Here is a 20,739-nt window from a genome sequence, read left to right on the forward strand (position 1 = left end):
AATTTCCTAAACTTACCAATAAAGGAGTTGAACGTCTTGCTTAGAGGATTTTATACAGCGGCTAGCGGTATGCTGGCTCAACAACGGCGCCAAGAAGCGCTTTCCAACAATATTGCCAACGCAAATACACCTGGATATAAGGCAGACAGTCCAACATTACGAGCATTTCCTGAACTGTTAATGCAGCAAATGGGGTCAAAGAGCATTCCTACATCGAATGGAGGGCTGAACCTACCAGTACAAAATCCAATTGGAACGTTGAATACTGGTGTTTACGTCCAGGAATTAGTACCTAATTATACGCAGGGTGATGTAAGAGAGACTGGTATTTCAACCGATATGGCACTCGTAAATGGTACATTACCAGACGAAACGGGTAGCTTATTTTTTACTGTGCAAAATGAAGACGGCGAAGCTCGCTATACAAGGAATGGTAATTTTACGGTTGATGGACAAGGTTTTTTAGTAACAAATCAGGGGTATTATGTATTAGATCAGGCAGGTAATCCGATTCAAACGAATGGAATGGATTTTGCTGTTACACAGGACGGCTTCCTTCAAGCTGGTGGGCAAACTACCCCACTTGGCATCGCTTATACAGAAGATGCTAATGAATTAGCGAAAGAGGGAAATGGGTTATTTTCAGGTGAGGCAGGCGCAGTACCTGCTGGTGCAACATTTACAGTACAACAAGGTTTTTTAGAACGCTCAAACGTTGATTCGTTACAGTCGATGACACAAATGATGGAATCATACCGCATGTTTGAAACGAATCAACGGGTATTGAAAGCTTACGATGAAAGTATGGGAAAAGCAGTGAACGAAATTGCTCGACTAGGCTAGGGGGATATTATGTCAAGAACGATGATACAAGCAGCCGTTACGATGAATCAGCTGCAAAACAAGCTTGATTTAATTGGCAACAATATGGCAAACAGTCAAACAACCGGCTATAAAAATCGTCAGGCTGATTTTGCTTCTTTATTGTTTCAGCAAATTGACAACATGACAGATCCTGCAAATGCTGAAGGGCGACTAACCCCTGATGGTGTAAGAATTGGCTCGGGCGCTAAACTGGGCTCGGTGAATATTGATTTAACTCCCGGTGCTATTAAAGAAACAAATCGTGCACTTGATGCAGCCTTACTTGAAAAGAATCATCTTTTTCAAATCCAGGTTACAGAAAATGGAGTTACGGAAACCCGCTATACACGTGACGGATCATTTTATTTAAGTCCTATTAATAATAATCAATCAGTTATGCTGACAACCAAAGACGGTAATCCGATTTTAGGTGAAAATGGACCTATAACGTTTGCGGAAGGATTTGATGAGATTAACATTCAACCAAATGGACAAATTGTCGTTAGACGTGGAGGGCAATCAGAAGCAGTTGGTCAGTTGGATATTGTCGAAGCAGTACGACCAAGGTTATTGGAAGCAACTGGACAAAATGCTTTTCGTCTTCCTAACCTAGATGAATTGAATTTTAATTTCAATGAAATTATCCAAGCAACCAATCCAAATTCGGATAAATTGAAAAGTGGTGCACTGGAAAGTTCAAATGTTGATATTTCCAAACAAATGACAGACTTGATTACGACACAACGTTCTTATCAATTCAATGCTCGTACGATTTCAATGAGTGATCAAATGATGGGGCTTGTTAATCAGCTTCGATAATAGTGTTGACGAAAAGCATGCAATACACTATAGTTGTCATATAAAAAATGTCTAATATGACTTTGAATTTTATAGATGTAAGGGAATAAGGAGAAACAAGCCATGTCGACTAACCAATCCGAAAAAGTTGCTGTTGAAGAGCAGCAAAAAAGGGGTTTAAAACAACTGAAAGATAAGTTGAAAAAGCTCAAAAACAAGCTGAAACGTATACTTGAAAACAAACTCAAAAGAAAGCCTAAAACAGAAACTGAATCCGGAAAAGTAACTCGTAGAAAGCAGAAGCAAAAGGAAGAGAAACAACTTGATGCAGGTGCAGAATCTGATGTTGTAACCCGTGAGCAGCAGAAGAAAAAGCAAAAAGAGGAAAAAAAATTAAACAAGAAACCGAGACGCCGTGTTTTTCCTATTTGGCTGCGGATTATTGTTGTTCTTATTCTTTGTGCGGTTGCCCTACTAGTTGGATTAATGGTTGGTTATGGAGTTATCGGTGATGGGAAACCATCAGATGCATTGGAAATGGACACATGGCAGCATATTATCGATATTGTAAAGAAAAATAAGTGATGAAGCATGGTTGCAGCGTTTATACAACCATGCTTTTTACCGTTCACGTTTTCCAAAAATTAATCGTATAACTAAAACGATCAATGCAATAACAAGTAACAGGTGCACAAGTCCGCCAGCGATTTTGAATAGAATGCCAAGTGCCCATAAAACAAGTAAAATAACGATAATTGTCCAAAGCATAACATGCCCTCCTTTTTGTTAACTTGTACATTTTTTCAATTTCGTATACTCTCATTAGAGATACCTCTTTTTCATCCATGTAAAACATATCTTTGTTATAATGGTGGAAAAGCCTATACATAAAAATTTCTAAAAGGAGCATTCTTAAATGGACACGCAAGAAATTAAAAATACGATTCCACATCGCTATCCGTTTTTATTGGTTGATAAAGTAACTGAAATAGAAGAGGGAAAACGTGTTGCAGGAATAAAAAATGTTTCAATTAACGAACCATTTTTCCAAGGGCATTTTCCAGACTATCCAGTTATGCCGGGAGTTTTAATTATAGAGGCACTTGCACAAGTTGGTGCAATCGCAGTACTTGGCAAGGAAGAAAATAAAGGTAAAATAGGTTTTTTAGCTGGGCTAGATAAATGCCGTTTTAAGCGTCAAGTTATGCCCGGGGATCAGCTCAAGCTTGAAGTGGAAATCCTTCGTTTAAAAGGACCAATTGGAAAAGGGAAAGGTGTAGCAACTGTTGATGGAGAAGTTGCCTGCGAAGCGGAAATTACTTTTGCAATTAAATAATGTTGGATGAATCCTCTGTACATGCTTGTACGGGGGATTTTTGTAAATAGGAATTGGAGAACAGCAGCAACTGATAAAAAACAATTATAAAATTTTCTTCTTAAAGTAAGTATCACAATTTAAAAAATGGTTAAGCTAATGGCGAAAGTGAACTACTAAAGGAGGAAATTACTATGAAAAGGAAATTGCTAATAAAGTTTGGTGCTCCAATTTTAGCGTTATCCCTTATTGCTGCTTGCGGTAATGATGACAATGGAGACCCTGTGGAAGATGATGAGGCACCGCTTAACCAAGAGGATGATAACGGTGATCAAAATCTAAATGAAGATCAGGGCAATGACCTGCAAGAGGATAATGGAGACATGAATGGTGACCAAAATGGAGACATGAATGGTGACAATGGTAATGATAATGGCACCGATAACGGAAATGGCGATACCGGCAATAACAATAATGGTGACGATTTGTTAGACGATAACGATAAAAATAACGAATAATCATCATTAAGACTGGATAAAATCCCCTGTACTTCTATCAGACAGGGGATTTTAAGTGATCAAGACTACAATATATTAGGCTTGTAAATCAATCACATTGCCAAGTGACGGATGTGGTGCTTGTGGTCCTGATTGTTGAAGCATTTCCATCATTTGTTGACCTTGTTGCTCCATAAGTCCTTTCACCTTACCCATAATGGCTAAGCTTGCATCAGCTCGTACCTGAGTATTCGCCATTGCGACAGACACTGCTGCTACATCCATGAAAATCACTCCTAATTTTATGACCTTACGTATTATTTCGGTAATATCTCCTTTAATCTTTAGGAATTGCCTTACTAGGAAATAAACCTCCGCAAAAGCTCTTGTAACCTTCCTTTTAAGAATAAATAAAAAATTCACTATACAGCCTTGCTTAATACAAGGCAAAACACTTATGATGAAAAAAGTAGAAAACTGATTAGTTAGTTAAGTGAAACCATTTAATCTGGTTAACCGTATGACGAAATAGGTATAAATTAATGGAAACGTAATTTTTTCTAAGCTTCAAAACGATTGCGCTTCTTCTAGATGTAGAGTATTTAAATAAGGAATAGAGGAGTACAAATGAAAAAAATTTTTTTAACCGCAATAGCAGTAGTTTTCATAGGACTACTTGCTGCATGTAATGAAAAGGATGATTCAAGTGCAAATGAACAAGAAGTAATCACACCTGTTGAAACTGCAAAAGCGGAACAAGGGGATTTAGTTATTGAAAAAGAGATTTACGGTCGTACATCTCCAGCCTCACAAACACCTATAATGCTGCAAGCACCTGGTGAAATTACCGATCTTGAAGTGGAAAATGGAGACAAGGTGGATGAGAATGACCTAATCGCAACAATTTCGGGAAGGAATATATACGCGCCAAAATCTGGTCAAGTTGCTAATTTAACTGCTGAAGAGGGATCCATCGTTTCAAATTCTGAACCGTTAGCCGTTATCGCCAATTTAGATTCATTAAAGTTGCAATTTAATGTTACAGCTGATGACCTAGGTTTGTTTGAAAAAGAGGCGAAACATAATGCTGTAATAGACGGTGAAGAGCTTGAAGCGGAAGTAAATTCAATCGGGTCAATGCCAAACGATACTGGCTTATATTCAGTTGAAGCAACAATTAATAATGAAGATGCTGAAATTTTACCTGGACTCGTTGCTGTGCTTCACGTTCCAGAGCAAAAGGTTAAGGACACAATAATTGTACCAACGGAGACAATTGTAGAAGAAAGTGGCGAATCATTTGTTTATGTCGTCAAAGATGATCAAGTTGCCAAAATAAATGTAACCTTAAAAGAAACACAATCAAATAAGACAGCTATTGAAGGGGAAGTGAAAAAAGGAGACCAGGTAGTGACAAGCGGTCAGCTTACACTAACAGATGGCAGCAAAGTGAACGTTGTGAAAGAGGGGAATAAATCGTGAAGTTAGTTAACACCTCCGTCAAACGTCCAGTTGGCGTCATCATGATTGTGCTTGCGATATTGGCGTTAGGCTTCGTATCTGTTAGAAGCCTGGTCATCGATCTTTTTCCAAAAATTGACCTGCCCATTGCAGTTGTCGCAACTACATATGAAGACGCAGCACCACAGGAAGTAGAAAATTTAATCAGCAGACCAATTGAATCATCTGTCAGCTCCGTTGAGGGAATTGAAACGGTGCAATCCCAGTCTCAGGCTGGTTCATCAATGGTTATGATGATGTTTAAAAATGGTACAGATCTTGACCAGGCATTACTTGATGTACGGGAAAAAATTGATCAAACAAAAGGACTTTTACCAGAAGGGGCAGGGGACCCAAGCGTTCTTCGATTTAGTCCCGATCAATTGCCGGTTATGTGGGTTGGACTGACTGGAAAGGATCCTGCGACACTAACACAAATTGCTGATGAACAGCTCGTACCTTTCTTTGAACGCCAAGGTGGTGTTGCATCTGTAACTGTTGAAGGCGGAAAAGAACGCGAAATCCAGCTAATTCTAGACCAGGCAAAATTAAAGCAATACGGTATTTCACCGCAAATGCTTGTTCAAGCACTGAACAGCACAAATCAATCTGCATCTGCAGGCTCTGTTGATAAAGGAAATCAGGACTTACAGATTCGTGTAACTGGGGAATTTGAGTCAATTGAAGCTATTAAACAAACGTTTGTTCAAACGGAAAAAGGTGCAAAGATTCATGTAGAAGACGTCGCTGAGGTGAAGGATACATTTAAGGAAGCATCAACAACGACACTTGTGAACGGTAAGCCATCTGTCGTGCTGTCTGTTATGAAAAAGACTGATGGCAATACAGTGGAAGTTGCTGATAACGTCCGGGCAGGTATGGATAAAATACAAGAAAAATTACCAGCTGGCGTTAACCTAGATGTGATTATTGATACATCGGAATTTATTAAGCTGTCAATCAGTTCCGTTGTACAAAATATATTACTCGGTGGGGTTATCTCCATCCTGGTTTTACTATTATTTTTAAAAAGCGTTCGTGCAACAATTGTTATCGGGATCTCCATCCCAATTGCAATTATTTCGACGTTTACATTAATGTATTTTACTGGTGAAACGTTGAATGTGCTTACACTCGGTGGTTTAGCACTCGGGCTCGGAATGATGGTCGATAGTTCAATCGTTATTTTAGAAAATATATATTCCTATCGACAACGTGGTTATAATTTAGTTGAATCAGCAATAAAAGGGGCATCCGAACTAGCGCCAGCTGTTATCGCATCAACCACCACAACATTAGTTGTATTTTTACCAATTGTCTATGTAGAAGGAATCGCATCTGATTTATTTACACCACTTGCATTAGCGGTATCCTTCTCGTTAATCGCATCATTGATCGTTGCGGTAACATTAGTCCCAATGCTTTCGTCAAAATTGCTCTCGAAGGCTATGGAGGATAATGGACGCAGATATTGGTTTGACAGTTTCTTGAATCGCGTTAATAGCGGCTATCGGAATGTATTGAAATGGGTGCTGAAGCATCGAAAAACAACGGTTATTGGTACAATAGTGGCAATTGTCGCGAGTCTTGGACTAATTCCATTTATTGGAGCGGAATTCATTCCATCATCAGACCAAGGACAAATCGAAATTCGAGTCGAGGCCCCTGCTGGAAGTTCACTTGAATATACCAATAGCATTGTAGAACAAGTTAACGATAAACTACAAACGTATGAAGAAAATATTGAAACTAATTATGTCAGTGTTGGAGGCGGTGGCTTTGGTTCAATGGGGGGAAATGCTAATCAAGCAACATATACGATGCAGCTTATCCCATCATCAGAGCGGGAAAAAACAACAACAGACATTGTGCAAGAAATGAATGATGACATCCAAATGATTGCCGGGGCAGAGTTTACCGTTAGTGCAATGGACGGTGGAATGAGTATGGGAGATCCTGTACAAATTCAACTAAATGGACCAGAGCATCAGGTGTTACGCGAATTAGCTGATCGTGTGGTGGCACAAATTTCTGAAGTTGATGGCGTGTATAACCCAGAGTCATCAGCTGCAAAGGGTGTACCACAACAAACGATTTCGATTGATGAAGAAAAAGCTGCCATGTACGGCTTAACGCAACAACAAATCACAAACCAAATCCAATTGCAATTTACTGGCCAAGTGGCAACGAAATATCGTGAAGAGGGCCATGAAATGAATGTTACGCTCATGTATCCAGAGGATGAACGCAGTACAATTAGTGATTTAGAAAATATGACCATTCAATCACAAACAGGCACAGCAATCCCATTGGAAACTGTTGCAACATTGAAGGAAGTACAAGGACCGGTAACATTACAGCGAGAAAATCAACAGCCACAAATGAATGTTACAAGTGAGGCGGTGGACCGTGACCTTGCAGGCGTCGTGGAAGATATTGAAGCAATATTAGCTGACATGAATCTGCCAGAAGGCTATAGCTATAACATCGGTGGTCAAGCGGAGGATATGGCTGAGTCTTTCTCTGACTTAGCACTAGCATTGGTATTTTCAATATTCCTAGTGTACGCGGTAATGGCAGTGCAATTTGAGAACTTTTTATTCCCATTAATTATCATGTTTGCTATGCCTGCAACCGTAATTGGTGTCATGCTCGGATTATTTGTAACAGGATTGCCACTAAGCATACCAGCATTTATTGGGGTGATTATGCTCGCTGGAATTGTCGTAAATAACTCCATCGTACTCGTCGATTATATTAATATTTTGCGGCGAAAAGGAGTTGATAGGTATGAAGCTATATTACAAGCAGGACCAAGCCGTTTACGACCTATTTTGATGACGACATTGACTACAATTTTGGGAATGGTACCACTAGCATTAGCCTTAGGTGAAGGTGCAGAAACACAGCAACCATTAGCGGTTACGATTATATTTGGATTAACGATCTCAAGTATATTCACACTGTTACTGATTCCTGTTGTGTATACATTGTTCGATGATTTGACTGGTAAGATTATGAGACGGAAGAAGAAGGAAAGTGCATAGTATTTTGTGTGAGGGGGCTACCTAGAAGGGAGCTCCTTTTCTTTGTTGGGTAAGAAAGTAAAATTTAGGCTTTGTTCAGTTTTCTACAGAGTTGTCCATGTCCAGCTCCAGTGCCCAGAGACTGATGGACTTCCCCTCACCTCCGTACGATAAGGTCAACATCGATTCGCTACGCTCATCGTGTTTCCTTTATCTCCTGCGGCTCAGGTTCATTCCATACGTCTCTAAACGGGCGCTTGCGCTTTTCTTATAGGGTTAGTGGTAGGATTATTCCCAGTAATGGAGGAAGATCCAAACCCAATCGATTAAAAACGCTAATCACCTGTCTGCTTCCACGACCACTTCTGTATCATCTGCTTCACCACCTCGGAAAACATCAGACCGATCGCAATTCCACCTGCTAGTAGCATGACCTTCGCTGACAACTGCACTGCTGTAAAATAATCATTTTCCACAAAATTGCGCATGGCGTCATATGCACTCCCACCGGGGACGAGCGGAATAATTCCGGATACGATAAAGATAATAACCGGTGTTTTATAAACTTTGGCGCAAATTTGGCACAATGCCCCAACTAACATGGATGCAAGCACAGTAGCGGGAACAACATCCATTTCCTGTAGAACGAGCACATAGTATAAAATCCAACCTAACATACCGACAAGTCCACATTGAAGTAGTGCTTTCCTAGGTGCGTTAAATAAAATACCAAAGCCAGCAGCTGCGATAAAGCTAGTTACAAGTTGTGCGAGTATGGTCATTTGAATCTTCTCCTTTCTTAGGTAGTTTTTGATGAATAGTTTTAAAATAACCCAAAAACGACAGCAATCCCAGCACCAATAGCAAAAGCGGTCAACACCGCCTCAACGCCCTTTGATAAACCAGCTACCAAATGCCCTGCCATCAAATCTCGAACTGCATTGGTTATATGTAACCCCGGTACAAGTGGCATTACTGCACCGATAATGATTTTATCCATATCAACGCCAATTCCACTATCCATAATGGCCAGAGTCAGTACACCGATAATAAACGAGGCAAAAAATTCAGCAATAAAACGAATTTCCACTAATCGTTCAAACCACAGCATTCCAGCAAAAGCAATCCCACCAACAATAAATGAGGGAATGAAATCTGCCCAAATGCCCCCAAACATAATAGTAAAACAACCACTGACAAATGCTGCAGCCATGACTTGAAGCCAGACTGAAAATGTCGATGTATCTCCATCAACACTTTCTAGCATTGAAAGTGCGTTTTTAAGTTCAATCTCACCTGCTGCAAACATTCGTGAAATATTATTAACTTCTGCAATTTTATGTAAATCAGTGGAGCGATTGGAAATCCGCATAAAATTGGTGACTTCTGACATATCAATGGAAAAATTGATGCCTGTTGGTGTTGCATAGCTCTGTGCGTTTGGGAGACCATACGTAGAGGCAATCCGATTCATTGTATCCTCAACCCGATACGTTTCCGCACCACTTTGCAGCATAATTTTACCCGCTAGCATACACACCTTTACAATAGTATGTTGTTCATTCAAGTTTTTTCACATCCTTCATAAGAAAACATCCGCGCTAATCTGTCTAGATAATTATAAGGGGAATGAATAAGGATTTAAAGGTTGGAAAGTTAAAAGTTGTAAAAAATGCTCCTACTCGTAGTAGCAGCATAAAATGATAATTATTAATAGTAGTGAAGAATATGAGAGATTGGGGTGCAGGAGCAATATCTACAGAGGTGGAATATCGGTCCGAGGGTTAGGATATTCCCCTCGGAGTTATGACATCAACTGAGAGCTGGGGTATCAGCCCGGGAGCGGGAGCATCAACCAAAGAGCAGAAACATCAACATAAGAGGTGAACCATCAACCCCAGGGCAGAGCATCAACCCGATAGCGAAACATCAAACCTATACCCGGAAACGTCACCTCGAGCCTCTAGCACCGAATCCCTATCTACTTAAATCCGCCCAATCGGGCACAGATAACCTGCACAATATCTCCCGTTCTTCTTCACGCTTATCAACGTAAGAACTGACCTGACGTAGTTCATCATCAATAAAAGCAGGGTGGGTCATGACCTCGACAGAGTTAACTGGAAGCTGTTGTAATTCAGAAAATATCCCTGCATTCACTCCGTCGCCATAAAAGTCCAGCCAAAGTGTATCTGTAAGCAAAATTTCGCGATTTTCTTTTAAAGATTCTACATACCTTACAGGTACATCATATGCCTTGGCAAGTTTAATAACCACCTCTTTAAGCGGATTCCAACCATGGATGTGGTGGTGACTGTCAATATGGTGGAGTGTTAATCCCGTTTCTAAAAATGCATCCAATTGTGCTCTCCATTCTATTTCTACCTGTTCCACGTTGGGAGGGTCCATTTCCAAGAATGTATTTTTATATTTAAACACACCATTATCATTAACCAAATCAGGAACACGATCGCTAACAGCCTTTCCCCAGGTTAAACATAAGTGAATGCCAACGTTTAATGAAGGATGTTTCTTTGCCTGCGTCACAGCATGATCCACTGCAAGGCCATTCATCATTAAAGTAGCTGAACCGACAACTCCCTTTACGTGTGCCTCCATAATGCCATCGGTTATCCCTTTCGTTAGACCAAAGTCATCTGCATTAAATAGTATGCGCATTTATTTTTCCTCCATTGGATAGTTTCTTTCGATTACAAAATTTGTTTTGTCTCCACGGAAATAAGATCGAGAGTATTCTATTCTCTTGCCATTCTCATCTTCTGCGATTGTTTCAATATAAAAGCATGGCAATCCTTGCTCACATTCAAGGTGCGTACAGGTTCGTTCGTCGGCAAGTGTGATTTCCACATGCTCAGTTGTTTTTGCAATATGAACGTCAAACTCGTTTTTCAATGCAGCATACAAGGAAGTTTCTGCATGGTGTTGTGTGATTCCCGGTGCGATGTTCCATGGAATGAATGCTATTTCATATTGCGTTGGTTCGTCATTTGCTTTTCGAATCCGTTCAATTCGCTGAACAGGATCATTTATGGAAACATCTAGTGATTGTTGCAAAATTTCATTAGCAGGTACAACGTTAATACGTATTAATGTAATCTCAGCTTTTTTACCTTGAACAGCCACTTGATCACTATATCTTTTTACAGTTTGAGAGAGCGTTTGACTTACTTTTTGTTCAGCAACAAAAGTCCCTTTTCCTTGATGGCGAACCAGGTAACCTTCCAATGTGAGTTGGTTTAAAGCTGTTCTAACAGTGGTCCGGCTAACATTAAAATCTTTACAAAGCTCAAGCTCCGTTGGGATTTTTTCTCCCTTTTTGTATTTGTTTGATTTAATACGGGTGAGTAGCTCATCTTTAATATAGGCGTGTAATGACTGATTTTTTTCCATGACAGACTCCTTCAATACTTTCTCCCGCCTTAACGGGCAGTTTGACTCCGACATCAAGAAACTAAAGAAAGATTAGTGGGAATCAACTACCCATAAAGGACTGATTCATTTAGCTAACATTCATTTGGGAAAGGTACCCCTAATTGAATGAAGTTTCACTTTCTCTTTAAAGTGTACAAGATACTACTTATAATGACAATATTTATAAATGTTACTACAATAATTTACAAGATGTATGGACAATTAAAAATTTGTATGATACATTTTATGATAAGTTAATCATATATATGTAAACAGAGGATATTATGCAAATCGAACACGGTGGGACAGAGGGACTGACCCCTTGTCCCGGATTCGTATAGGCTTTAATTAAAGCGTTTTCAAAAATAACATAAGAAGGAGTTTAATCACCATGACACTAAAATTGGTAATAGTCGGTGGGGGATCAAGCTACACCCCGGAAATTATTGAAGGAATTATTCGTCGACATGATTCTTTTCCAGTGACAGAAATTGTCCTTGTAGATATCGAAATGGGAAAGAAAAAACTTGAAATCATCGGAAATCTATTATTACGGATGATCGAGCAAGCAAATAAATCTATTAAACTCACCTGGACATTCGACCGGGAAAAGGCACTGGAAAATGCTGATTTTGTTTCCACACAAATCCGTGTTGGCGGGTTAGATGCTCGGGCAAAAGATGAACGGATTCCATTAAGCCATGGCTTTATTGGTCAAGAAACAAATGGAGCTGGCGGTATTTTTAAAGCATTTCGTACCATACCCGTTTTAATGAAGCTTGCTGAAGATGTTCATCGTATCTGTCCAGATGCATGGATCATCAACTTTACAAATCCAGCTGGTATTGTGACAGAGGCACTTTTAAAACATTCCGCTCATAAAAAGGTCATTGGTGTTTGTAACATTCCATACAACATGCGTCATTCTACCGCTGAGATGTTAGATGCATCACCAGAGGATGTGAAAATTGAGTTTGTTGGGATGAACCATTTTGTTTTTGGCAAAAAGGTTTACGTGAAAGGGATGGATCGCACCTCTGAAGTTTTGCGGATATTGGTTGATGGACTTGATTATTCACCAGCAAACATCGTAAATCTTGGCTGGTCAAAGGAATTTATCGACTCGATTCAACTTTTACCAAATCCATATCATCAATACTATTTTCAAACAAAAGATGTATTGGAAAAAGACCTCAAAGCTTACGAGGAACACGGGATACGAGCAGAGGTTGTCCAACAGCTAGAAGAATCACTTTTTGATATATACAAGAATCCTGAACTACGAGAAAAACCGAAAGAATTAGAGAAACGAGGAGGTGCATTTTATAGTGAGGTTGCATGTAGTTTGATGGATTCCATTTACAATAATAAAGAAGACATCCAAACAGTTAACACGTTAAACAATGGAGCAATTTCGGATTTACCTGACGATTGTGTTATCGAGGTGAATTGTGTTATTACAAAACACGGTCCTAAACCGTTAACTGTTGGCCCATTACCACACACTGTAAAAGGAATCATCTATCAAATGAAAGCGTTTGAAGAACTTGTCATTCGCGCAAGCATTACTGGAAATTATAACGATGCCTATACAGCCTTGGTGATGAATCCATTAATTACCGATGAAAAGCGCAGTAAAGTAATGCTTGACGAGCTTTTGGAAGCACATAAAACGTATTTACCACAATTTTTTAATTCGAGGGGGAATTAGAATGAATAATAGGTTTATGCAAAAGTTTATTGAAATTGCCGGGCGTATCGGATCTCAGCGTCATCTAGTTGCTATTCGTGATGGATTTGTCGCAATTATGCCATTAGTAATTGTTGGTTCACTTGCAATTTTGGTCAATAACTTTCCAGCATTCGGAGATTTTAAATTTGTCGAGTGGATGAATGGTATATTTGGAGATGGAAACTGGCAACAAGTTGGAGGCAGTATATGGAATGGAACGTTTGCGATACTTGGATTGTTAATTGCTTTTTCCATCGCATACAACTTAGCAAAATCATATAGTGTTGATGGATTATCAGCGGGTTTGATTTCTGCAGCCGCATACATTATGCTAGTTCCATGGACAGGAGACGGTGGATTAAATGCTGCATGGATGGGAACGCAAGGGTTATTTGTTGCTATCATTCTAGCATTAATCCTAACAGAGCTTTTTAGAATACTAGTTAACTCTAAATTTACGATAAAAATGCCCGAGGGTGTTCCTGAAGGTGTAGCAAGATCATTTACAGCATTAATCCCAGCAACACTTATCTTAATTCTTGTAGGTTTATTCCAAGCACTTATGGCAGTGTTCGCTGAAGTCAGTGTGTTTGAAGTAATCTTTACGGCAATCCAAAAGCCATTACAAGGACTTGGTAACACGTTGCCAGCAGCTATCATTATCGCATTTGTCAATCATATATTATGGTTCTTCGGTTTACATGGAACAAATATAATTGGCTCTGTTATTGAACCAATTTATTTACCTTTAATTGAGAAAAACTTAGACCTTTTCCAAGGTGGAATGTCTGCTTTTGACGTACCATACGTAGTTACGAAACCATTCTTAGATTCATTTGTATTCATGGGTGGGTCAGGTACAACAATCGCTTTATTAATCGCAATCTTTATTGTTATTCGTAATGAACAAAAACATCCATACCGTGAAGTAGCTAAACTGTCAGCTCCAGCTGGATTATTTAATATTAACGAACCAGTAATTTTTGGATTACCAATCGTGTTAAATCCAGTAATGTTAATACCATTTATATTAGTACCAGTTACGTTAACCATTATTTCGTATGTAGCACTTGCAACAGGAATTGTACCAAAGACAGTCGCCATTCTACCATGGACAACACCACCAATTTTAAGTGGGTATCTCGTAACAGGTGGAAGCTGGCGTGGAATTGCACTTCAAATAGTGAATCTTACTGTTGCGGTACTTCTTTATATACCGTTTGTTTTGGCGGGTGCAAGAACCTTGAAACAACGTATGGAGGGTAAATAATCATGGAAACAGCCGAAGATATGCAAATGCTTTCGTTTAACATCATTCTGCATGCAGGCAATGCACGATCAAGCGCGATGGAAGCAATTGCTCTAGCAAAAGAATACAAATTTGACGACGCACGTGAAAAGATCCAAGAAGCAGATCAGGAATTTGCTAAAGCGCACCATGGTCAAACAAAGCTTTTACAAGATGAAGCGAATGGGCACAAAAATGATGTCACAGTTATTTTAGTTCATGCACAGGATCATTTAATGACCGCAATGACCGTGAAGGATTTAGCCAATGAAATGATTGATATGTACGAGAAAATGAAACGCTTGGAGGATAAACAATGAAAATTATATTAGTATGTTCAGCAGGAATGTCCACATCCATGCTCGTTAACAAAATGCGCAAATCTGCAGAAGAGAGAAATATTGAAGCAGAAATTAAAGCAGTGGCAGAGTCTGAGTTGAAAAATAACATGGAAAATCTGGACGTTGTATTAATCGGTCCACAAGTTCGTTATCTCGAGAAAAAAATAAAAGAACAAGTGGAACCAAAAGGGATTAAAGCAGCTATAATTGATCAAATGGCGTATGGAATGATCCAAGGGGATAAGGTACTGGATCAAGCAATAAATTTAATGAAATAAACAAAAATGGCTTGCAGGGATAGGGATGCAAGCCATTTTTTATTAATTTTGCTCATATAAAATTGTCTGAGCAATGCCAATGAAATAATCAGATTCATCAATAATATGATCAATAACTACTTTTGCCGTTGGATTCTTGGAAACAGCCTTACTCTCCGTTTTTACCTGCTTACAAAACTGTGTAAACGCAACGCTCTCCTGCAAGCAAAACGTAACAAGCTCGAGCACCTGCTGATACAACTGTGGAGATAGTTGATTACCACTCCGGATCACAGACTCAACAAAACGCTCAACATGCTGGTGTGTCGTATTCAGCACATCCTCCCAACGCTTCAACGCATCAACATACTCCTGCTCTAAATCCCGTACAAGCTCTCGCATGACAACAGTATGCTCTGCTTCCTGCTCCTTCCAAAACTCCGCCTCATCCAACACCCGAAGTGGCATTTGACTCCCATAATAAAATTGCACCCGCACAACCCCCCTGATGAAAAATATATCTGTCCAATAATATGTATGCTTGTGAAATGGAAAACATGTAAAAAAGATTGTCTTAGTTGAGGGAAATTACGTTTTTGTGGTGAACTATGATGAGCAGTGATCGCGCAGAATCTGTGTCCGAGCGCGCCATGATGAGGAAAACCGGTGCAATTTCTGGGCTAGAGCGCGCAATGATGAGAGGAAATCGCGCAATCCCGTCCGTGAGCGTGCGATAATGAGAGGAAACCGCGCAACTTGGACTGAGCGTGCGATAATGAGAGGAAATCGCGCAATCCCGGTCCGCGAACGCGCGGTAATGAGGAAAACCGGTGCAATTTCTGGGCTAGAGCGCGCAATAAGAGATGAAACCGCGCAATCCCGGTTCGCGAACGCGCGGTAATGAGAGGAAATCGCGCAACTTGGGTCTGAGCGTGCAATAAGAGAGGAAATCGCGCAATCCCGGTCCGCGAACGCGCGGTAATGAGGAGAACCGGTGCAATTTCTGGGCTAGAGCGCGCAATAAGAGATGAAACCGCGCAATCCCCGGTCGCGAACGCGCGGTAATGAGAGGAAACCGCGCAACTTGGACTGAGCGTGCGATAATGAGAGGAAACCGCGCAATCCCCGGTCCGAGCGTGCTATGATGATGTGAACCCGTGCAATCCCCGGTCTAAGCGCGCAATAATGAGAGGAAATCGTACAATACCCGTCCGCGAGCGTGCAATAAAGAGATGAAACCGATCAATCCCGACCCGGAACCCGCGATAAAATACCGTAACCGCGCGACTGTCGATCAGACATAATAATTATTAAAATTAAAAATACTAATTTACAAATATATATAAATATACTATCATAAAAAGTGAGTAATCACTCACTATAAAACAAATTTCAAATCAAAAGGAGGTCACACCATGTCATCATTTATTACCTTAAATTCTATTCAGCAGAGCTTTAAAGATGAAACGGTTATAAAAAACGTAGATCTCGCCATACCACAGGGGCAACTTTTTGGTTTACTTGGTCCATCTGGGTCGGGTAAAACCACGCTTGTGAAAATTATCATTGGTCTGTTAAACCCAACAAAGGGTACAGTTCACATTGACAATCAAAAAATGCCTTCGTTAAAACTAATGCAAGAAATCGGCTACATGGCACAGTCGGATGCCCTGTATAGTGAATTAACTGCAAAGGAAAATCTTTATTTTTTTGCGAGCATTTACGGCATTCCAAAAAAGCAGCAAAAACAACGTGTTCAAGAAGTTGCTGAAATTGTTGATCTTACTGCACACTTAGACAAAACATTGGAGCATTATTCAGGTGGTATGAAGCGGCGTATGTCGTTGGCTGTTGCTCTTTTACATCAACCAAAACTGCTGATCCTGGATGAACCCACAGTAGGGATTGACCCGGTTCTTCGTGCATCTATTTGGCAGGATTTAAAAAAGCTCCAGAAGCAGGGAACAACAATAATTGTCACGACTCATGTAATGGATGAAGCTGAAAAGTGCGATAATCTGGCAATGCTACGTGATGGATATGTAATTGCACAGGGAAGTCCAGATCAATTAATTGAAAAAAGTAGGACCGGAACATTGGAAGAAGCATTTTTACAATACGGAAAAAGTAATCATCACTAATATTGGAGGTGTTCAGCATGCGAATTCGCGCAATTATTAAACGGATCGTTCAGCAATTTTTACGGGATAAACGAAGCATAGCATTAATGATGGTCGCTCCCTTACTTGTAATGACATTGTTATGGCTAGTGTTGGATTTGGATCAATACGAACCTACTATTGCAGTAACGGATGTACCGGAACAAATGCAAGATTTACTGGAAGAACAAGATGCAACGATTATAGAAATGAGCCCTAATGAAGCGGAAGAGGCGTTAGGTGATAAAGAAGTTGATGCCCATTTAACCTGGAAAAAGGATCAAGTGGAGCTAACAATGGAAGGCAGTGACTCAACCGCTACGTCAGCTGTACAACAAGTGTTAAATCAAACATCCAAACAGTTAAATCCCAACTCATTAAATATGGAAGTCAATTTCCTGCATGGCTCAACAGACTTAAACTTATTCGATAATGTTGGCCCGGTATTAATCGGATTCTTCGTATTTTTCTTCGTGTTCATTATCGGTGGGGTATCATTCTTACGTGAACGTACACAAGGAACGCTAGAACGCTTACTAGCAACTCCATTAAGACGATGGGAAATTGTAGTTGGTTATCTAAGCGGTTTTGGAATTTTTATTCTATTACAGTCAATTGTTATCGCGGTTTATTCGATATATGTTCTAGATATTTATATGGAAGGTTCATTCTGGGCAGTGCTATTAATAACTTTTTTACTTGCAATTACAGCACTAAGTTTAGCTACACTTTTATCCGCATATGCTAAAAATGAATTTCAAATGTTCCAGTTCATCCCGGTTGTAATTGTTCCACAGGTTTTCTTTTCTGGAATCTTTCACATTGAATCGGTTGGCTGGTTAGATGCAATTGGCAAAATCATGCCGCTTACGTATGGAGCAGATGCACTGAAAGAAATAATGATTCGTGGTCAAGAACTGTCAGCTGTTTTAGGTGACATTGGAATATTGGTTGGCTTTTCGTTAGTATTTATCCTTCTTAATATATTGGCATTAAAACAACATCGAAAGTTATAATAGAATAAAGTAGTTGGTTAGAAATGCTAGGAGGATTATGCAATGTCAGAAATAGATAAATCAACACTCCACTCCATGACTGAAGAGCTAAGTGAAGCAGAAAATATGACACCGAAACAAATAAAAATACTGGAAGCGGCAATCGAAATTATCTCGGAAAAAGGGTACTCTGCTACGTCAACAAGCGAAATCGCCAAACGCGCTGGCGTGGCAGAGGGCACTATTTTTCGTCATTATCGGACAAAAAAAGATCTGCTTATTTCAATTGTAAAACCAGTCATTACACATTTCTCGGCACCGTTTTTTGCCAAGAAATTTGTCGAAGAGGTTTTCCAAGAATCGCACACAAATTTTGAAGACTTTTTATATGCATTTATCAAAAATCGCTTTGAGTTTGCAAAATCGAATATTCCGTTGGTTAAAATATTGTTGCAGGAACTAGCGTTTCATTCGGAAATCCAAGCCACTTATAAAAAAGTATTCATGGAAAAAATATACCCAGCCGTCAACCGAACATTAAATTATTACAAAGAACAGGGCCAAATAAAAGATCTCCCAAACGACACGATCATTCGTATGATGGCCCCAACTATTATCGGTTTCTTGATCACCCGTTTTATCGTACAGCCAAACAAAGAATGGGATGACGAAGCAGAAATAAAACAGACCATAACCTATATTATGAACGGAATAGGGAAATGAGCGGGACATGGGGACAGGTCCACTGTCCCGATGCTTCACACTAGTGATCAAGCCTCAAACTCGAGCAACAACCATATCTGCCCCTATTCCCATTAGAAAGTGGGACAAGAGAACCGACCCCATGTCCCACAAAAAATTAATTTGCTAACCCTCCCTATATTTCGATATAATCAAATTCAAGCCATGTCAAAATTTGGCGTATAAATTCACAAGACATCACAGAACGACCACACCAAACTAGGAGCTAATTATGTTCAATTATGTCGATTTAGTTATAGCATTTTTTATCGCACTTATTTCAACGTTTTTACTTACATATCCAATAAAAAAACTTGCCATTAAACTTGGCGTTGTAGATCTACCTAATGCAAGGAAAATCCATAAATATGTCACTCCCAGATTAGGGGGGGTAGCCATCTTTCTAGGTGCTTTTTTAGGTGCACTTTATTTACAGCCAAAGCACGAGCATCTACTTGAAATATTACTTGGTGCCATCGTTATATTAATTACAGGGATGCTAGATGATAAATATCAAATACGCCCAGTTATTAAATTATCTGGGCAGTTGATTGCAGCGTCTTTTCTCATTTCATCTGGACTAATTATTGAGCGAATTACCGTACCCGTTTTTGGCTTAGTTGACCTTGGATTTTTTAGTGTTCTCATAACCGTTTTATGGGTTGTTGGCATAACAAATGCGATCAACTTAATCGACGGGCTTGATGGACTCGCAACCGGTGTAACAACCATAGCTTTAATAAGCATGTTTGTTATGGCGATTATCGATGTACAACTGATAGCAGCATATTTATGTATTGTACTTATAGGCGCAAATCTTGGCTTTTTGTATCATAATTTTTATCCGGCAAAAATTTATATGGGTGATACTGGATCGAATTTCCTTGGCTATTCAATTGCGGTGGTTTCAATGCTTGGACTGTTCAAAAATATTGCCTTATTTAGCTTTATCATTCCGATCATTATCCTTGCTGTACCGATATTTGACACTCTTTTTGCAATCATTCGCCGTGCATACAATAAAGAAAATATTATGATGGCAGATAACAAACATATACATTATCAACTGCTCAGAGCAGGGTATAGTCACCGAAAAACAGTACTGATTATTTATGGCTTTAGCGCACTATTCGGAACTATGGCGATATTATTTTCCAACGCACCACTATCCATGACAATGATCGTGACATGTTTAATTATCATCCTGATTCATATTTTTGCTGAACTTGGTGGATTAGTGATGAATGGGAAAAAGCCTGTTTTGGATGCGTTGGGGAAGTTGTTTAAGAGGAGAGAGAGGGAGTAGAAGAAAACTGCTTCTCTTTATAACAATTAAATCAACTTTTTTTGATTAAATCCCTTGCATTCCAAAAACCAACGTGTATACTATAATTAAATCAAAATAATTTGATATAATGGAGTGATCAACATGAAAGAATTACAATACACTGATATATCTTTAGAAGAAACATTTGATACGTACGCAGCAAAGTTCAAAGCGCTTTCCGATAAAAAACGATTGCATATCATGAATATCCTTACGCAAAATGGTTCCACATGTGTCTGTGATTTAGTTGAAATGATTGGGATGCCACAATCAAAGCTTTCGTATCACTTAAAAATATTATTAGATGCAAATTTAATTTCGAAAACAACACGTGGTACATGGGGTTATTATGAACTGAACGAAGCGGAAGTGAAACATTTGCTATCCGATGAATTATGTTGTCTGTTTGTACCAGCTAGGTAATTTTTTTAGGTATACATCAATTTTTTTTGATGTATAAATCAAAT

At 39.4% G+C, this 20,739-nt stretch carries 23 protein-coding genes; 16 read left to right on the plus strand and 7 right to left on the minus strand.

Going from position 1 to position 20,739, the window contains the following annotated elements; genetic code table 11:
- The first annotated feature begins 36 nt into the window (after nt 1-36).
- The 3 genes from CS937_RS15740 to CS937_RS15750 all read left to right on the plus strand — a co-directional run bounded on the left by CS937_RS15740 (nt 37) and on the right by CS937_RS15750 (nt 2,247).
- Nucleotides 37-843, plus strand: a complete 807-nt coding sequence (locus CS937_RS15740) for a flagellar hook-basal body protein (RefSeq protein WP_099159427.1) — start codon at nt 37-39, stop codon at nt 841-843.
- A 9-nt stretch (nt 844-852) separates the two neighbouring features.
- Nucleotides 853-1,683 (plus strand): flagellar hook-basal body protein, encoded by an 831-nt coding sequence (locus CS937_RS15745; RefSeq protein ID WP_099159428.1) that lies wholly within the window; start codon nt 853-855, stop codon nt 1,681-1,683.
- Between the two features lie 102 nt (nt 1,684-1,785).
- On the plus strand, nt 1,786-2,247 hold the full coding sequence (locus CS937_RS15750; RefSeq protein ID WP_099159429.1) for a DNA-directed RNA polymerase subunit beta: 462 nt from the start codon (nt 1,786-1,788) through the stop codon (nt 2,245-2,247).
- A gap of 36 nt (nt 2,248-2,283) precedes the next feature.
- Here the strand turns inward: CS937_RS15750 and CS937_RS19230 are convergent, their stop codons facing one another.
- The gene (locus CS937_RS19230; protein WP_141554367.1) at nt 2,284-2,430 is read right to left on the minus strand and encodes a lmo0937 family membrane protein; all 147 of its coding nucleotides are present in this window, start codon (nt 2,428-2,430) and stop codon (nt 2,284-2,286) included.
- 148 nt (nt 2,431-2,578) lie between these two features.
- On the opposite strand from CS937_RS19230, the gene fabZ reads away from it, so the two are divergent.
- Entirely contained in the window at nt 2,579-2,998 is a 420-nt protein-coding gene (gene fabZ, locus CS937_RS15755) for a 3-hydroxyacyl-ACP dehydratase FabZ (protein ID WP_099159430.1), read from the plus strand.
- Between the two features lie 173 nt (nt 2,999-3,171).
- Nucleotides 3,172-3,495 carry a hypothetical protein gene (locus CS937_RS15760; protein ID WP_099159431.1) on the plus strand — a complete coding sequence of 108 codons (324 nt, stop codon included), beginning with the start codon at nt 3,172-3,174 and terminating at the stop codon, nt 3,493-3,495.
- A 75-nt stretch (nt 3,496-3,570) separates the two neighbouring features.
- On the opposite strand, the gene CS937_RS15765 is transcribed toward CS937_RS15760, so the two are convergent.
- Nucleotides 3,571-3,759 carry a YjfB family protein gene (locus tag CS937_RS15765; RefSeq protein ID WP_099159432.1) on the minus strand — a complete coding sequence of 63 codons (189 nt, stop codon included), beginning with the start codon at nt 3,757-3,759 and terminating at the stop codon, nt 3,571-3,573.
- Between the two features lie 342 nt (nt 3,760-4,101).
- Here CS937_RS15765 and CS937_RS15770 point away from each other — a divergent pair, with 342 nt between their 5' ends.
- Together CS937_RS15770 and CS937_RS15775 are read left to right on the plus strand one after the other, a co-directional pair.
- Nucleotides 4,102-4,956 (plus strand): efflux RND transporter periplasmic adaptor subunit, encoded by an 855-nt coding sequence (locus CS937_RS15770; RefSeq protein ID WP_099159433.1) that lies wholly within the window; start codon nt 4,102-4,104, stop codon nt 4,954-4,956.
- Complete coding sequence (locus tag CS937_RS15775) at nt 4,953-8,021, plus strand: efflux RND transporter permease subunit (protein WP_099159434.1); 3,069 nt, start codon at nt 4,953-4,955, stop codon at nt 8,019-8,021. The genes CS937_RS15770 and CS937_RS15775 overlap by 4 nt, the downstream gene beginning before the upstream one ends.
- Before the next feature lie 314 nt (nt 8,022-8,335).
- On the opposite strand, the gene CS937_RS15780 is transcribed toward CS937_RS15775, so the two are convergent.
- The 4 genes from CS937_RS15780 to CS937_RS15795 form a co-directional block, all read right to left on the minus strand.
- Entirely contained in the window at nt 8,336-8,782 is a 447-nt protein-coding gene (locus tag CS937_RS15780) for a threonine/serine exporter family protein (protein WP_099159435.1), read from the minus strand.
- Between the two features lie 41 nt (nt 8,783-8,823).
- Nucleotides 8,824-9,567 carry a threonine/serine exporter family protein gene (locus CS937_RS15785; RefSeq protein ID WP_245835765.1) on the minus strand — a complete coding sequence of 248 codons (744 nt, stop codon included), beginning with the start codon at nt 9,565-9,567 and terminating at the stop codon, nt 8,824-8,826.
- A 410-nt stretch (nt 9,568-9,977) separates the two neighbouring features.
- The gene (gene chbG, locus CS937_RS15790) at nt 9,978-10,679 is read right to left on the minus strand and encodes a chitin disaccharide deacetylase (RefSeq protein ID WP_099159436.1); all 702 of its coding nucleotides are present in this window, start codon (nt 10,677-10,679) and stop codon (nt 9,978-9,980) included.
- Complete coding sequence (locus CS937_RS15795; protein WP_099159437.1) at nt 10,680-11,411, minus strand: GntR family transcriptional regulator; 732 nt, start codon at nt 11,409-11,411, stop codon at nt 10,680-10,682.
- A 412-nt stretch (nt 11,412-11,823) separates the two neighbouring features.
- Here CS937_RS15795 and CS937_RS15800 point away from each other — a divergent pair, with 412 nt between their 5' ends.
- Genes CS937_RS15800 through CS937_RS15815 form a run of 4 tightly spaced genes read left to right on the plus strand, consistent with a single transcriptional unit; the run spans nt 11,824 to nt 15,071 of the window.
- A complete protein-coding gene (locus tag CS937_RS15800; RefSeq protein WP_099159438.1) occupies nt 11,824-13,143 on the plus strand; it encodes a 6-phospho-beta-glucosidase in 1,320 nt (439 codons plus the stop codon).
- Between the two features lies 1 nt (nt 13,144).
- Entirely contained in the window at nt 13,145-14,434 is a 1,290-nt protein-coding gene (locus CS937_RS15805) for a PTS sugar transporter subunit IIC (RefSeq protein WP_099159439.1), read from the plus strand.
- Between the two features lie 2 nt (nt 14,435-14,436).
- Nucleotides 14,437-14,772 (plus strand): PTS lactose/cellobiose transporter subunit IIA, encoded by a 336-nt coding sequence (locus CS937_RS15810; RefSeq protein ID WP_099159440.1) that lies wholly within the window; start codon nt 14,437-14,439, stop codon nt 14,770-14,772.
- Complete coding sequence (locus CS937_RS15815; RefSeq protein WP_099159441.1) at nt 14,769-15,071, plus strand: PTS sugar transporter subunit IIB; 303 nt, start codon at nt 14,769-14,771, stop codon at nt 15,069-15,071. Before CS937_RS15810 ends, CS937_RS15815 begins: the two co-directional genes overlap by 4 nt.
- A gap of 42 nt (nt 15,072-15,113) precedes the next feature.
- On the opposite strand, the gene CS937_RS15820 is transcribed toward CS937_RS15815, so the two are convergent.
- Complete coding sequence (locus CS937_RS15820) at nt 15,114-15,542, minus strand: DUF2935 domain-containing protein (RefSeq protein WP_099159442.1); 429 nt, start codon at nt 15,540-15,542, stop codon at nt 15,114-15,116.
- A 923-nt stretch (nt 15,543-16,465) separates the two neighbouring features.
- Between CS937_RS15820 and CS937_RS15825 the strand changes: the two genes are divergently transcribed.
- The 5 genes from CS937_RS15825 to CS937_RS15845 all read left to right on the plus strand — a co-directional run bounded on the left by CS937_RS15825 (nt 16,466) and on the right by CS937_RS15845 (nt 20,695).
- The gene (locus CS937_RS15825; protein ID WP_099159443.1) at nt 16,466-17,191 is read left to right on the plus strand and encodes an ABC transporter ATP-binding protein; all 726 of its coding nucleotides are present in this window, start codon (nt 16,466-16,468) and stop codon (nt 17,189-17,191) included.
- 17 nt (nt 17,192-17,208) lie between these two features.
- Nucleotides 17,209-18,225: an ABC transporter permease gene (locus CS937_RS15830; RefSeq protein WP_099159444.1), complete on the plus strand. Its 1,017-nt coding sequence runs from the start codon at nt 17,209-17,211 to the stop codon at nt 18,223-18,225.
- 42 nt (nt 18,226-18,267) lie between these two features.
- Entirely contained in the window at nt 18,268-18,927 is a 660-nt protein-coding gene (locus tag CS937_RS15835) for a TetR/AcrR family transcriptional regulator (RefSeq protein ID WP_099159445.1), read from the plus strand.
- A 250-nt stretch (nt 18,928-19,177) separates the two neighbouring features.
- Complete coding sequence (locus CS937_RS15840; RefSeq protein WP_099159446.1) at nt 19,178-20,251, plus strand: glycosyltransferase family 4 protein; 1,074 nt, start codon at nt 19,178-19,180, stop codon at nt 20,249-20,251.
- A 123-nt stretch (nt 20,252-20,374) separates the two neighbouring features.
- On the plus strand, nt 20,375-20,695 hold the full coding sequence (locus tag CS937_RS15845) for an ArsR/SmtB family transcription factor (RefSeq protein WP_099159447.1): 321 nt from the start codon (nt 20,375-20,377) through the stop codon (nt 20,693-20,695).
- Nucleotides 20,696-20,739 lie beyond the last annotated feature (44 nt).

The organism is Virgibacillus ndiopensis (assembly GCF_900187325.1).
GTDB classification, from domain to species: Bacteria; Bacillota; Bacilli; order Bacillales; family Amphibacillaceae; genus Virgibacillus_E; species Virgibacillus_E ndiopensis.

Excerpts from the sequence above, each read along its gene's own strand:
- CS937_RS15745 (WP_099159428.1), top strand. The coding sequence starts at position 853 with ATGTCAAGAACGATGATACAAGCAGCCGTTACGATGAATCAGCTGCAA.
- CS937_RS15750 (WP_099159429.1), top strand. The coding sequence starts at position 1,786 with ATGTCGACTAACCAATCCGAAAAAGTTGCTGTTGAAGAGCAGCAAAAA.
- CS937_RS19230 (WP_141554367.1), bottom strand. The coding sequence starts at position 2,430 with ATGCTTTGGACAATTATCGTTATTTTACTTGTTTTATGGGCACTTGGC.
- fabZ (WP_099159430.1), top strand. The coding sequence starts at position 2,579 with ATGGACACGCAAGAAATTAAAAATACGATTCCACATCGCTATCCGTTT.
- CS937_RS15760 (WP_099159431.1), top strand. The coding sequence starts at position 3,172 with ATGAAAAGGAAATTGCTAATAAAGTTTGGTGCTCCAATTTTAGCGTTA.
- CS937_RS15765 (WP_099159432.1), bottom strand. The coding sequence starts at position 3,759 with ATGGATGTAGCAGCAGTGTCTGTCGCAATGGCGAATACTCAGGTACGA.
- CS937_RS15770 (WP_099159433.1), top strand. The coding sequence starts at position 4,102 with ATGAAAAAAATTTTTTTAACCGCAATAGCAGTAGTTTTCATAGGACTA.
- CS937_RS15780 (WP_099159435.1), bottom strand. The coding sequence starts at position 8,782 with ATGACCATACTCGCACAACTTGTAACTAGCTTTATCGCAGCTGCTGGC.
- chbG (WP_099159436.1), bottom strand. The coding sequence starts at position 10,679 with ATGCGCATACTATTTAATGCAGATGACTTTGGTCTAACGAAAGGGATA.
- CS937_RS15795 (WP_099159437.1), bottom strand. The coding sequence starts at position 11,411 with ATGGAAAAAAATCAGTCATTACACGCCTATATTAAAGATGAGCTACTC.
- CS937_RS15800 (WP_099159438.1), top strand. The coding sequence starts at position 11,824 with ATGACACTAAAATTGGTAATAGTCGGTGGGGGATCAAGCTACACCCCG.
- CS937_RS15805 (WP_099159439.1), top strand. The coding sequence starts at position 13,145 with ATGAATAATAGGTTTATGCAAAAGTTTATTGAAATTGCCGGGCGTATC.
- CS937_RS15810 (WP_099159440.1), top strand. The coding sequence starts at position 14,437 with ATGGAAACAGCCGAAGATATGCAAATGCTTTCGTTTAACATCATTCTG.
- CS937_RS15815 (WP_099159441.1), top strand. The coding sequence starts at position 14,769 with ATGAAAATTATATTAGTATGTTCAGCAGGAATGTCCACATCCATGCTC.
- CS937_RS15825 (WP_099159443.1), top strand. The coding sequence starts at position 16,466 with ATGTCATCATTTATTACCTTAAATTCTATTCAGCAGAGCTTTAAAGAT.
- CS937_RS15830 (WP_099159444.1), top strand. The coding sequence starts at position 17,209 with ATGCGAATTCGCGCAATTATTAAACGGATCGTTCAGCAATTTTTACGG.
- CS937_RS15835 (WP_099159445.1), top strand. The coding sequence starts at position 18,268 with ATGTCAGAAATAGATAAATCAACACTCCACTCCATGACTGAAGAGCTA.
- CS937_RS15840 (WP_099159446.1), top strand. The coding sequence starts at position 19,178 with ATGTTCAATTATGTCGATTTAGTTATAGCATTTTTTATCGCACTTATT.
- CS937_RS15845 (WP_099159447.1), top strand. The coding sequence starts at position 20,375 with ATGAAAGAATTACAATACACTGATATATCTTTAGAAGAAACATTTGAT.